We start from the raw sequence: 13,107 nt of genomic DNA on the forward strand, positions 1-13,107 counted from the left end.
ATCGGTACAATCTGCATCTGATAAGCTTTTTAGACTATTTCGTCATCCCGTCAGAGTTCGGTGTATTCTTGTCTATAATTTTGAATAGATTCCTTTTGTCGGTTAATTTCTCTTTTATATTTTTTAAGTGTCCGAGGATTGTCTTCCACACCTAGCTCTTCTTCAAATTCTTTGAGTAATTTTTGGTCTTGAGTAATGTGATCTAGTAAATCTGCCAGTCTTTGTTGGAAAATCTGAGAAAGCATGAGTCTTAATTTGGGTATGATTCAGTGCGTAAGAAAATTTTTAGTCTAGTGTATCATAAATATCCGCTAAACTAGAATTTAAGCTGGTGAAATTTATTTAATTTATTTATGACTTTTTCTCTTTCCCTGATTTCTCAATCAGATCCTCCCCTTCCCCCTTGGGAAAACCTGCCGACAATGTATGATTTACCTAGTGAAAATCCAGAGGAAAAAGGTTTGCCAGACGAATTTCATTTTTTACAACCTTTACTTTTATATCTGACATTTCAGCCAATAAACTGGAGTCCAGAACTTGTTTATAATGCTGCTGATATGAATCTCTACTATGATCTTGAACATCCTTTATGGTATAAACGTCCAGATTGGTTTGGTGTCGTTGGAGTTTCCAGATTATATAGAGGTGAAGATTTACGTTTAAGTTATGTGACTTGGCAAGAAAGAGTAAATCCTTTTGTGGTAGTTGAATTATTATCTCCGGGTACAGAAAATGAAGATTTAGGTAATAAGGAAAGTCAAAAAGATAAACCTCCGACAAAGTGGGAAGTTTATGAACGCATTTTACGGATTCCTTACTATATTGTTTTTAGTCGCTATACCAATGAACTCCGCGCATTTCATTTAGTTGGTGGTCATTATGAACCGATGAATTTGATTGCAAATCTTTTACAAATGCCAGAATTAGGGTTAAGCTTAGGATTGTGGGAAGGTTCATTTCGAGGAGTTTCTAAATTGTGGTTAAGGTGGTTTACTTTAGCAGGAGAATTAATTCCTGAACCAACAGAGGAAGTTAATGCTGCGACAGAAAGGGCTATTTTTGCTGAACAAGAAGCGACTGAAGCAAAAAGAAAAGCTGCCAAATTAGCAGAAAAGTTGCGTCAGTTAGGAGTTAATCCTGATGAATTTGATGATGATTTATAATGGTTAGGGTTTTAGCAAAAAATAGGGTTTACCGTCTTTTAATTTTCTCACAGCAATAACAATTAACAATATTATTTTTACCTTCGACGGGATACCAAAATAAATCACCTGCTACAAATACATTCGGGTTATCTGCAAACAACCAATCTAAATTTTGCTGAATTACTAATATATATTATTGGCCATTGGTTGTCCGTCGCTGTCTGGGTAGATAATCTCTGATTGATTTATTGATAGAGGTTGAGTAACCATAACTTTAATCAGTTAATTGCTCACTTTGTCTCTATTTTAGCATTAAAATTTTGTAGTTTGAGTTCATTGATAGCTTAACCAAACAAGTCTTGATGATGTTGGGTTTCCTTGCGTCAACCCAACCTACAATTATTAGGAACTAATTATTAATTGACAACAAACCAGGGGGAGGATTAATTTCAACTCGATTGGTTTCTAAATCCACAACAGGAACAATTTCCATAACAAAAGGAATCAAAACTGTTTTTTGTTCTTGATCTTTTGTTGTTTCTTCGTTGTTAGTGACAAAATCTGGGTCTAATTTAACTTCTAATAAATCATGACCTGAAGGTAAGATATCCACCACTGTTCCCACGAACTGGCCAGTTTCCCGCATGAAGACTTGCAAGCCTATCAAGTCTAAAACATGATATTCCCCTTCGTCTAGTTCTGGTCGATCGCTTATCGGCACAAAAAACCGACAATCACGCATATTTTCAGCAGCAGTGCGATCGCTCACTCCCTCTAATCTAATCACATATAGATTCTTGCCATCAACATACCGTCCATCTAATAACTCCACTGGCTGTGGTTCCATATCTCCTGGACGCAATAACCAACGAGTTCCCGGTTCCTCAAAGCGTTCGGGAAAGTCAGTATTGGGATAAACCCGCAACTCCCCAGCTAAACCTTGAGGCGAAACAATCTTACCAATTTCCAACCAATCATCAAGATTAGGGATTGGGGACTGGGGACTGGGGACTGGGGACTGAGGCTTAAGAATTGGAGATTTTTGAACTTTCCCCCCTGCACCCTGCCCCTTGCCCCCCTGCTTTCTTTTCTTCGCGTTCTTTGCGTCTTCGCGGTTCATATCTCTTACACACTCACAGCCGCAACTTGATAAACTCGTTCCGCAACCTTCGCTAAACGCTGCATACCGATAGTAATTTCCTCATCACTACCAGTTAAACTGATTCGCAGACATTGATGTTTGTGTTCCCATTCTTCCTTTAAACCAGGGAAGAAACTACTACCAGGGACAACAATTACACCTACCTTTTTTAATTCCTGGTAAAATTCCCAATCAGTCATGGGTAAATCTTGCAACCATAACCAACCAAAAATTGCCCCTTCACCACGATGTAAAAACCAAGGTATATTTTTAGGCATCGCTGCTTCTAAGGTGCTTTCTAGCACATCAAACTTTTTCTGATAAAAAGGTCGAATTACAGTTTCAGAAATTTGTGCTAATTTACCTGATTCTATCGCACGGGATGCGATCGCTTGACCATATCTCGAAGAATGAATCCCTGTATTAGTTTGGAAACATTCCAAAACTTGAATTAGACCTTCATCACCAATCGCTATCCCAATTCTTTCTCCTGGTAATCCTGCTTTCGACAAACTCATACAATGCAGAATATTTTCACCAAATATAGGTGTCATTTCCGTAAAATTCAATGCCGGGAAAGGTGGTGCATAAGCTGAATCTATCAGCACAGGTACGTTATGAGGTGCGGCTAAATCGGTGATTTTTTTCACCTCATCATTAGTCAAAACATTACCAGTAGGGTTGCAAGGACGGGAAAAAATCACGCAACCTGTTTTTTCTGTAATCGAAAGTTGGTTAAAATCAGGGCGATATTTAAATCTATGTGCTGCTGTATCAATATCCAGAGTGGGTTTATAAGCAACCAAAGCTTCTGGAAATAAACAAACACCACCATAACCAGTGTAATCTGGACTCAATGGCAAAACGATTTCTTTCAAATCGCCATCAATCGTATATCCACCGAAAGCATTAGCCGCATAAAAGTATATAGTTTGACTGCCAGCGGTAATTAAAATGTTGCGGTCTGTTAAATTCAACCCATAACGCTGGTTAAAATCCTTAACAATCGTATTAATTAATGGTGCATAGCCTTGACTAGAACCATAGCGACAAACAACTTCACCATATTCAGAACTAGCTAATAAATCTGCTGTGCAGTCCCGCCATAACTGTTCTACCTCTGGTAGAATCAACGGGTTTCCCGCACTCAAATTATATAATTCCTGTCCCTTACTTGCTCTGAGGGTTTCGTTAATATCTTTCATAATCGCTCTCACGCCAGTTAAGTTGGACATTTGAGCGCCAATTTTAGTAAGGGCAGGTTTCATAGGCTTGTTACAAACTAGATTAATCGCAAGTGTGGATAAATGATTGGCTGGTTGCAGCTAACACAAAATTCATTATAGTTGCCAAAACCGCTGCTGCCTCTAACTAATCTAAACCAGTGAATGCGATTTTAACAAAATCTGGCAGTTCCAAAACCCTGAAAATAATAAAGCCCCACTTGTGAGGTGGGGGGTTTCTCTTGTAATGAATACAAATGTACTATACGGAAGGGAATTTGGCAACCAGTTACTAAAAAAATTTTCATATCCATTTGCTGAGATAAACTCATTAAAAGTCAATATCAGGAGAACTGAATTTTGGAAGTTAAAGCAGCAGTAGCTCACAGCGCAGGTAAACCGCTAACTATTGAAACCGTACAATTAGCAGCACCACAAGCGGGAGAAGTATTAATTGAGATTAAAGCCAGTGGGGTGTGTCATACCGATGCTTTTACCCTATCTGGGAATGATCCTGAAGGTTTATTTCCAGCAATTTTGGGGCATGAGGGCGCTGGTGTAGTTGTGGAAGTGGGGGCTGATGTCAAGAGTGTAAAACCAGGTGATCATGTCATTCCTTTATACACGCCTGAATGTCGTCAGTGTGATTATTGCTTAAGCTTTAAAACGAATCTCTGTCAAGCAATTCGCACCACACAAGGAAGAGGTGTCATGCCTAATGGTACTAGTCGCTTTAGTATTGGTGGAGATATGATTCATCACTACATGGGTACATCTACTTTTGCTAACTACACGGTATTACCAGAAATTGCCGTCGCCAAAATTCGGGAAGATGCCCCTTTTGATAAGGTTTGTTATATCGGTTGTGGTGTGACAACGGGTATAGGTGCGGTTATCTATACAGCTAAGGTGGAACCTGGTGCAAATGTGGTAGTTTTTGGTTTGGGTGGAATTGGTTTAAATGTCATCCAAGGGGCGAAAATGGTGGGCGCAAATATGATTGTGGGAGTTGATATTAATCCCAGTAAACGAGCTTTGGCTGAAAAATTTGGGATGACACATTTTGTTAATCCCCAAGAAGTTGAAGGTGATTTAGTTCCTTATTTGGTGGATTTAACTAAAGGTGGTGCTGATTATTCTTTTGAATGTATTGGTAATGTTAATACCATGCGTCAAGCTTTGGAATGTTGTCATAAAGGTTGGGGTGTCAGTGTAATTATTGGTGTTGCTGGTGCTGGTAAAGAAATCAGCACTCGTCCGTTTCAATTAGTGACTGGAAGGGTTTGGAAAGGTTCGGCTTTTGGTGGTGCAAGAGGGCGTACAGATGTGCCGAAAATAGTAGATTGGTATATGGATGGAAAGATTAATATTGATGATTTAATTACTCATGTGATGCCGATTGAAAAGATTAATGATGCTTTTGATTTAATGCACAGGGGGGAGTCTATTCGGAGTGTGGTGACTTTTTAGGTTTTTGTCTCACGCAAAGGCGCAAAGGCGCAAAGGAAGAAAGGAACGACAAGAATTAAGAAGTTGTCTTTTTGTTTTGATTGGACATTTATTAAAGTGGGAATATCAATTATCAAAACGGAGTCGCCGTTGGTTAGCTACTATTCGTATTCAACGGCGGGATTTGATGGAATAATAAATATGTAAATTGTCGGAATCAGGATTTTCAGGATTTTTGTATTTTTCGCATCTGGTAAATTAACCTTGCTGAATCAAACTCTCTATGCCTGGAGCGTCTCTGCGTGAGATAAAATCATATTGACGATATAATTACAATGTTCAAGGATCTGTGAAATCTATTATGTTAGATTACAATCCCCTGGCTTGTATGCCTTCCTCTGAGGAACTACCTGATTCTGATGAAACACCTGTGGATAATGAATTACAAGATTTGATTCCTGGTTTACTCAAAGCTATCTTAGCTATGGCTTGGGCTGAACGCATGGATTGGTTTTTTGGTGTGGATATGGGTGTTTATTATGACCCTTATCAACCAGCAATTGTCCCTGATGGTTTTCTCAGTTTAGGAGTGGAACGGTTTTATGATGAAAATCTCCGCCCTAGTTACGCGATTTGGGAAGAAGAAAAAGTTCCTATTTTGGTTTTAGAAGTTGTTTCTCAAACTTATCGCGGTGAATATTCTACTAAAAAAGATGCCTATGCTAATTTGGGTGTTTTATATTATGTGGTTTATAATCCCACTCGTCGCCGTAAACCTCGGTTGGAAGTTCATAAATTAATTAATGGTATCTATCAATTACAAGATGGTAATCCTGTTTGGTTGCCAGAAATTGATTTAGGAATTGGTATAGAACGGGGAACTTATCAAGGCATTACCAGGGAATGGATGTATTGGTATACTCAACAAGGAAAACGCTTTTTAACACCAGAAGAACGCGCTGGAATTTTAGCAGAACGTTTACGGGCTTTGGGTGTAGATCCTGATAGTATAACTTGAAAGGGGGTCAAGTTTTAACTCAAGTTGCTAGTTATCTAGTTTAAGCTGGTTAATTGATCATTGGTGAAATTCCTGATTAAACTCTCTTGTTTTACTGTCACCTGTCACCTTTTCTCTAACTAGCAACTTACGTTATTAGCGAACTGACAAATCAGCGCTTACACTATCGCATCATCATGACCAATCTTAACCTAATCTCAGAATTTAAATGCTTTGATGGCACACTCGGCTTCTATTCTCATATTTCCACTACCTGTAACGGTGAAATGCGTTTTGCTGTCTATCAACCACCACAAGCAAGAAAAAAACCCTTGCCAGTGCTTTATTTTCTCTCCGGCTTGACTTGCAGAGAAGATAATTTTATGGTTAAGTCAGGGGCGCAACGGTGGGCATCTGAGTACGGAATTATAATAGTTGCACCAGATACGAGTCCGCGCAATACGGGAATTGTGGGTGAAGATGATGAATGGGATATTGGTACAGGTGCGGGCTTTTATGTAGATGCGACAGAGGAACCTTGGCGATCGCACTATCGGATGTATAGTTATATTATCGAAGAGTTACCATCTATAGTTAATAGCAATTTTCCCACCCAACCTGATAAACAAAGCATTTTTGGTCATTCAATGGGGGGACATGGGGCGTTAGTTTGTGCCATGAGAAACCCAAAACAATATAAATCAGTATCTGCCTTTGCACCTATTGTCGCACCTATGGGCTGTCCTTGGGGTAAAAAGGCGTTTAGCCTTTATTTGGGCAATAATCAAGAAAATTGGCGTGATTATGATGCTAGTGAATTAGTTCAAAAAGTAGGATATCACAGTCCAATTCTGATTGACCAAGGAACAGCCGATAAATTTTTAACTGCACAATTGTTACCAGATGTATTTGCACAAGCTTGTCTCAAAGTCAATCAGCCACTCAACTTGCGTTATCAACCAGGCTATGACCACAGTTACTATTTTATCTCTACCTTTATGAGCGATCACATACACCATCATGCGATCGCACTACATTGGTGATAATTTAAACCTGAAAGTCTTTTGTCAAGAGGCTTTCGGATCATTAATTCATGAACCTAAATGATTTTGTATTACCCCTGTTTTATGTTAAGACTTGAGTTGAACCACACAAACCCAGAGGAAAAGAGTTGATAATGAGTCTGGTTTGGCAAGCTGATTTTTATCGGAGTCCCCTGCGAGATGCAACAGGGCAGGTATTATGGGAGTTGTTGATTTGTGACGCAACTCGTAAATTTGAGTATGTAGCTACGTGTCCTCAGTCACAAGCAAATTCAAATTGGCTAACAGAACAATTTCAGGTAGCAGGTGCAGAAAAATTACCTGAAATAATTCAGGTATTTCGTCCTCAATCTTTAGGCTTAATTACCGCTGCTGGAAATAACTTAAATATTAAAGTTGCAGCTACCCGTCGCACTTTGGCGTTAAAAAAATGGTTGCAAGAAAAGCAATATCCCATAGCAGTTGATAAACCACCTCCATCACCATTACCAGAAAATCTCTGGGGAGAAGAATGGCGTTTTGCAACAATTCCCGCAGGTGATATTATCGATGAATTCACAGAACGTCCAATACCTATTTTACAAATACCAGAATTTTTGAAGCCCATTAATCTAGGTTTAGCCTCAACAGTTCCCGTTCCCGGTGTAGTAATTTATGGTGGCAGGCAATCTATGCGTTTAGCAAGATGGTTGCAAGAAGCCAATCCTGTGAGTTTAAATTATATTGCAGGTGCGCCAGATGGTTTAATTTTAGAAGCTGGTTTAGCAGATAGATGGATTTTGGCAACTTTTGAAGATGAAGAAGTTGCAGCCGCAGCAAAGGTATATGCACAGCGAAAACAGGTAAGTAAAGGATTGCATTTTTTATTAGTGCAACCAGATGATTCAGGCATGACTTACAGTGGTTTTTGGTTGTTGGGAGGGGAAGAGTAAAGCATTTTGTGGGCGATATATCTGAACTAAACAGAATGACAAGTACCTCCACACCTACTTCAAAATTCTTGAATTTATCGTATTGTTGCTCACAAATGGTCTAGGATTGCATATTACTGATAAATTTGTAAAAGATTTTCACCATTAAAATGAATCAAATGAGTTGCATCTTCTGCTACCCATACATCAGTTTCCCAGGAAATTTCTGGTAAATACTCCTTCATTGCTTTGCGGTCAAGAAAAGCTGTCACCATTACAAGCGGTATTGTAGAATTTTTGAACAAACTTTCAAGCTCAGTTTTACGTTTAGAATCAATTGCTCCATGTGATGTCACAGCTTCAATTAAAACTAACCAGTTTTGAGACTGAAAATGAATGATTATATCTGGCATTTTTCCATGAGTATCAATTTTAATTCCTAATTCCAGCAAAGCCGATTCATCAAAATATGCAAATTTTTCATCTGTATCACCAACATAAATTATGTTACTGTTAGGTGAAAAATTGGGACAAAAATCATTAATTATTTTCTGAATTAAAATATTTTGTCTCCCTAGTGACAGTGTGATTGATTTCAGGTTATTCATGATCATTTTATATGGAGATATTTCCATTAATTGTTAAAATGTGTTGAAAACATAATCTATTTGAGATTTAACTAAAAAATAATTGACAAATTTCTTCAGCGCAACTTTATAAGAAAATGGTATAATTAAAACATTCTCTTAAGCAATACCTTTATAAAAATAATTACAATGGTTCAAAAAATTGCCTTGTTCAATCACAAAGGTGGTGTTAGCAAAACCACCACTACTTTTAACTTAGGTTGGATGCTTGCTTCAAAGGGGAAGAGAGTAATTCTTGTAGATACAGACCCTCAATGTAATCTCACAGGTATGGCTCTAAAAGAAGAAACAGAAGACGATGAAGCAAGAATAGAAACAATTTACAATACACATTCCAATATTAAAACTGGTTTAGCTCCTGCTTTTGAGTCACAACCAAGAGCTATTGAAGCTGTAGATTGTATTCAGATTGAAGGTCAAGAAGGTCTATTTTTGTTACCTGGTCATGTGGGCTTTGCTGAATACGAAGTAACATTAGGTATAGCTCAAGAACTTACTGGATCAATTCATGCACTTAAAAACTTACCAGGTGCGATTTCTGATCTTTTAGAAAAAACTGCTAATAAATTTAATGCTGACTACATTTTAATTGATATGAGTCCCAGTTTAGGAGCAATAAATCAAAATTTATTAATGATTAGTGATTTTTTCTTAGTTCCAACAACTGCTGATTTCTTTTCAGTAATGGCAATAGATTCTCTGGCTAGAATTTTACCAAAATGGTGTGCTTGGGCAAGAAAGGCAAGCAAAAACCCTATATTAAAAGAAGCTACTTATCCATTTCCTGAATTTAGTTTGAAATTTTTAGGCACTATAGTTCAAAACTATAGAATTATCAGAGGTAAAGAAACAAAAGCATTTCAAACATGGATAGAAAAAGTAGAAAATACAGTTACGAATAAGTTAAAACCGGTTCTGGAGAAAAATAATTTATTATTACCTAATCAAGCTTATAATCAACAGGGGATAAATGATAGTTTCACCATGACAAAAATTTCTAACTTTAACAGTTTAATTGCTTTATCACAGCAACACTGCACGCCAATTTATGCCCTAACACCTGAACAGTTAGACCAACACGGTATAGTTTTAGAAGCCAATAAAAAAAAGCAAGACGAATTTAAAAAAACATTTTCCCATTTAGCAGACAAAATTATTGCATTATCATCCAGTTATGCAGTCAGCCCTTGATCAATTTCGTATTAGTATTCAGCGCGTTCGGGATTTAATTTCTCTGCATAACTCTATCAAAGCTCAAGCTACCGCTGCTCTTGATATTTCAGATATTTTACGATCTGCTTTAGTTCTGAGTGTAAGTGCTTTGGATTATTATGTCCATGAGGTTGTAACATTGGGTATGCTGGAAATTCATCGCGGAACACGCCCTGAACCAGCAGTAAATCGTAATGCTACTAAATCAAATTTTTCAAAGTTTAAAGTTTCTCTTGGTAGTGCGCGTGAAGATAGAAAAATAGCCATAGATATTGCTTCTTGGATAGAGAGTGAGATACAGCAAAATTATGGTGATGATTTTTTAGAACAGTGTCATCATATTCCCGATTTAATGCCTGTTATTGCTAATATGCTTTTAGAGCAATTAAATAATAACTTATGGTTAGAAAATGAACTAAGAAAAGAGTTTAGTAAATTAAGTTTTCAAACACCAGATAGTATTGCTGATGCAATTAGGTATATATCAAATCAGCCGTTATGGGATGAAGTAGCTAAGAAAACAAGTAGAACAGCTAAAGATGTGAAACAACAATTAAATTCTATCGTTTATCGCAGAAATAAAATAGCTCATGAAGCAGATATAGATCCTACTTATGGCTTAGGAAATCGATTGAATATAGATGAATCAATGGTTAATGATGCAGTTAACTTTATTGAGCAAGTGGTTGAGAGTATTCATCAAATTTTATAGCTGCGTTATTTTCCCACAACCACCCCCCAACTTAGATACAATCTATAAACTGAACATAACCCTGACTAACCAAAATGACAAGCACCCCTACCCTCAAACTCCCCGAACTCCTAGCACCTGCGGGTAACTGGGAATGCGCTAAAGCAGCAGTAGAAAATGGTGCTGATGCAATTTACTTTGGTTTAGATAAGTTTAACGCACGGATGAGGGCTGAGAATTTCACCGAAGCAGACTTACCTGAATTAATGGAATTTCTGCACCTGCGGGGAGTCAAAGGTTACGTCACCCTAAATACCCTGATTTTCCCTCAAGAACTCACTGAAGCACAGCAATACCTCAAAACTATCATTTCTGCTGGTGTTGATGCCGTCATCGTTCAAGATATCGGTATTTGTCGCCTGATTCGTCATCTTTCCCCCGACTTTCCCATTCACGCTTCAACGCAGATGACTATTACCAGTGCGGCGGGGGTAGAATTTGCAAAATCTCTTGGTTGTCAATTGGTAGTTTTAGCGCGGGAATGTTCCATTACAGAAATTAATAAAATTCAACAACAAATATCTCAAAAAAATACTTCCCTACCTTTAGAAGTTTTCGTTCACGGTGCTTTGTGCGTCGCATATTCTGGACAATGTTTAACCAGCGAAGCACTAGGTGGACGTTCTGCAAACAGGGGAGAATGCGCTCAAGCTTGTAGAATGCCTTATGATTTAATTGCAGATGGTGAAGTTGTCGATTTAGGTAATAGAAAATATTTATTAAGTCCTCAAGATTTAGCCGGTTTAGAAGTTTTACCGGAGTTGGTTAAATCTGGAGTGACTTGTTTAAAAATAGAAGGACGTTTGAAAGCACCGGAGTATGTTGCTAACGTTACTCAAGTTTATCGAAAAGCTTTAGATAAAATCATGGAAACTAATATAGAGACATTTCATAAAACGTCTCTACAGAAATCATCTGTTTTGCGTAAAGATCAATATAATTTAGAAATGGCTTTTTCTCGCGGACTTTATACAGGTTGGTTTGAGGGAATTAATAATCAAGAATTAGTTCATGCAAATTTCGGGAAAAAACGCGGTGTTTATTTAGGAGAAGTTACCCGCATTAGCAATGAACAAATAACAATAAAACTAGAAGCACCTGTTAAACCAGGTGACGGAATTGTTTTTGATTGTGGACATCCAGAAATGCAGGAAGAAGGGGGAAGAATATATGCAGTTGTGGAAAGAGGGAAAGACGCAATATTAAGCTTTGGTAGAAATCATTTGAATTTTCGACGGATAAATATAGGTGATAAAGTTTGGAAAACTAATGATCCAGAACTTGATAAACAAATCCGTCAAAGTTATGCTGGAGAAACTCCTCAATTTCAACGACCGATTAATATAGAAGTGTATGGAGAAATTGGAGAAAACTTAATAGCGATCGCTCGTGATATATTTGGTAATATAGTCCAAGTAGAATCAGAAATATTGCTAGTGGAAGCACATACTAAACCTCTCACTACAGAAAGGGTAAAAGAACAATTTGGACGTTTAGGCAATACTTCTTTCTATTTAGACAATTTTATAAATAATCTCAATGGTAATATTATGTTACCCGTGAGTGAATTAAACCGAATGCGTCGGGAAATAGTCACTCAATTAGAAGAATTAAGAAGTAAACCCAAACTTTGGCAATTAAATCATCATGGAAAATGGCAAGATTTAATTACTTCAGAATTTTCCACTATTTCAGCTTCTCCTTCCCTGATTGTTTTAGTTAGAAATATCAACCAACTCAAAGCAGCATTAACAGCAGATATCAAAATAGTTTACTGTGAATTTGAAAATCCTCGCAATTATCAAGAAGCTATCAAAATAGTGCGAGAATGTGAACAAGAAATCAGTGTCTTTGTCGCACCACCCCGCATAACTAAACCTGGAGAAACCTGGATTTTAAAACAAGTCCGCGCTGCTAACGCTGATGGTTATTTAATCAGAAATTATGATCAATTGGAATATTTTGCTAATGAAAGATGTGTTGCTGACTTTTCTTTAAATATTGCTAACCCACTCACAGCAGACTATTTAAAACAACGCTTTAATTTAGAAAGATTAACAGCATCCTACGACTTAAATGTTAACCAACTCGAAGATTTAATTACAAATTACGCACCCCAAAACTTTGAAGTTACGATTCATCAACGAATACCAATGTTTCACATGGAACACTGTGTATTTTGCGCTTTCCTATCTGAAGGAACAGATTATACTAACTGCGGTAGGCCATGCGAAAAACAAGAAGTCAAAATTAAAGACAGAGTAGGTAGTGAACACATTCTCAAAGCTGACGCAGGATGCCGCAATACAGTATATAATAGCACTGCTCAAACTGGTGCAGAATACGTGCAACGGCTGATATCATTGGGTTTACAGCACTTCCGCATTGAATTTCTCAACGAAACACCGGAACAAGTAACAAAAACAATACACCGTTATCGTCAACTCCTCCAAGGAGAAATCACAGGTTCTCAACTTTGGAGAGAATTAAAACTACAAAATCAATTAGGTGTAACCCGTGGTGCGTTAAGTAAAATATAGCTAACTTGAGACAGGTAGTATTACAATACTTGTAAACATTGTTTACTA

The 13,107-nt window shown here is 37.5% G+C and carries 12 protein-coding genes and 2 pseudogenes; 9 read left to right on the top strand and 5 right to left on the bottom strand.

The features are described 5' to 3' along the window. Positions 1–50: 50 nt before the first annotated feature. Entirely contained in the window at positions 51–245 is a 195-nt protein-coding gene (locus VB713_RS25330; protein ID WP_323314259.1) for a hypothetical protein, read from the bottom strand. A gap of 108 nt (positions 246–353) precedes the next feature. Here VB713_RS25330 and VB713_RS25335 point away from each other — a divergent pair, with 108 nt between their 5' ends. After that, entirely contained in the window at positions 354–1,163 is an 810-nt protein-coding gene (locus tag VB713_RS25335) for a Uma2 family endonuclease (protein WP_323314260.1), read from the top strand. A 64-nt stretch (positions 1,164–1,227) separates the two neighbouring features. Here VB713_RS25335 and VB713_RS25340 read toward each other — a convergent pair. The 3 genes and pseudogenes from VB713_RS25340 to VB713_RS25350 all read right to left on the bottom strand — a co-directional run. Next, positions 1,228–1,415 (bottom strand): annotated as a pseudogene (locus VB713_RS25340) (hypothetical protein); the annotation flags it as partial. 139 nt (positions 1,416–1,554) lie between these two features. Beyond that, a complete protein-coding gene (rimM, locus tag VB713_RS25345) occupies positions 1,555–2,265 on the bottom strand; it encodes a ribosome maturation factor RimM (RefSeq protein ID WP_323314261.1) in 711 nt (236 codons plus the stop codon). Positions 2,266–2,270: 5 nt separating this feature from the next. After that, the gene (locus tag VB713_RS25350) at positions 2,271–3,554 is read right to left on the bottom strand and encodes a valine--pyruvate transaminase (protein ID WP_323314262.1); all 1,284 of its coding nucleotides are present in this window, start codon (positions 3,552–3,554) and stop codon (positions 2,271–2,273) included. A 315-nt stretch (positions 3,555–3,869) separates the two neighbouring features. On the opposite strand from VB713_RS25350, the gene VB713_RS25355 reads away from it, so the two are divergent. The 5 genes and pseudogenes from VB713_RS25355 (at position 3,870) to VB713_RS25375 (ending at position 7,930) form a co-directional block, all read left to right on the top strand. Next, a complete protein-coding gene (locus tag VB713_RS25355; RefSeq protein WP_323314263.1) occupies positions 3,870–4,979 on the top strand; it encodes an S-(hydroxymethyl)glutathione dehydrogenase/class III alcohol dehydrogenase in 1,110 nt (369 codons plus the stop codon). 34 nt (positions 4,980–5,013) lie between these two features. Then, positions 5,014–5,148 (top strand): annotated as a pseudogene (locus VB713_RS25360) (DUF29 family protein); the annotation flags it as partial. A gap of 171 nt (positions 5,149–5,319) precedes the next feature. After that, on the top strand, positions 5,320–5,976 hold the full coding sequence (locus VB713_RS25365) for a Uma2 family endonuclease (protein WP_323314264.1): 657 nt from the start codon (positions 5,320–5,322) through the stop codon (positions 5,974–5,976). 176 nt (positions 5,977–6,152) lie between these two features. Next, positions 6,153–6,998 carry an S-formylglutathione hydrolase gene (fghA, locus tag VB713_RS25370; RefSeq protein ID WP_323314265.1) on the top strand — a complete coding sequence of 282 codons (846 nt, stop codon included), beginning with the start codon at positions 6,153–6,155 and terminating at the stop codon, positions 6,996–6,998. Between the two features lie 134 nt (positions 6,999–7,132). Beyond that, positions 7,133–7,930, top strand: a complete 798-nt coding sequence (locus VB713_RS25375) for a Tab2/Atab2 family RNA-binding protein (protein ID WP_323314266.1) — start codon at positions 7,133–7,135, stop codon at positions 7,928–7,930. Between the two features lie 113 nt (positions 7,931–8,043). Here the strand turns inward: VB713_RS25375 and VB713_RS25380 are convergent, their stop codons facing one another. Continuing rightward, the gene (locus VB713_RS25380) at positions 8,044–8,517 is read right to left on the bottom strand and encodes a BsuBI/PstI family type II restriction endonuclease (RefSeq protein WP_323314267.1); all 474 of its coding nucleotides are present in this window, start codon (positions 8,515–8,517) and stop codon (positions 8,044–8,046) included. 168 nt (positions 8,518–8,685) lie between these two features. Between VB713_RS25380 and VB713_RS25385 the strand changes: the two genes are divergently transcribed. The 3 genes from VB713_RS25385 (at position 8,686) to VB713_RS25395 (ending at position 13,059) form a co-directional block, all read left to right on the top strand. Further along, positions 8,686–9,747 (top strand): ParA family protein, encoded by a 1,062-nt coding sequence (locus VB713_RS25385; RefSeq protein ID WP_323314268.1) that lies wholly within the window; start codon positions 8,686–8,688, stop codon positions 9,745–9,747. Continuing rightward, positions 9,731–10,480 (top strand): HEPN domain-containing protein, encoded by a 750-nt coding sequence (locus VB713_RS25390; protein WP_323314269.1) that lies wholly within the window; start codon positions 9,731–9,733, stop codon positions 10,478–10,480. The genes VB713_RS25385 and VB713_RS25390 overlap by 17 nt, the downstream gene beginning before the upstream one ends. Positions 10,481–10,554: 74 nt before the next feature. Then, a complete protein-coding gene (locus VB713_RS25395) occupies positions 10,555–13,059 on the top strand; it encodes a U32 family peptidase (RefSeq protein WP_323314270.1) in 2,505 nt (834 codons plus the stop codon). Positions 13,060–13,107 lie beyond the last annotated feature (48 nt).

This window comes from Anabaena cylindrica UHCC 0172, assembly GCF_034931625.1.
In the GTDB taxonomy this organism is placed as follows: domain Bacteria; phylum Cyanobacteriota; class Cyanobacteriia; order Cyanobacteriales; family Nostocaceae; genus Anabaena; species Anabaena cylindrica_A.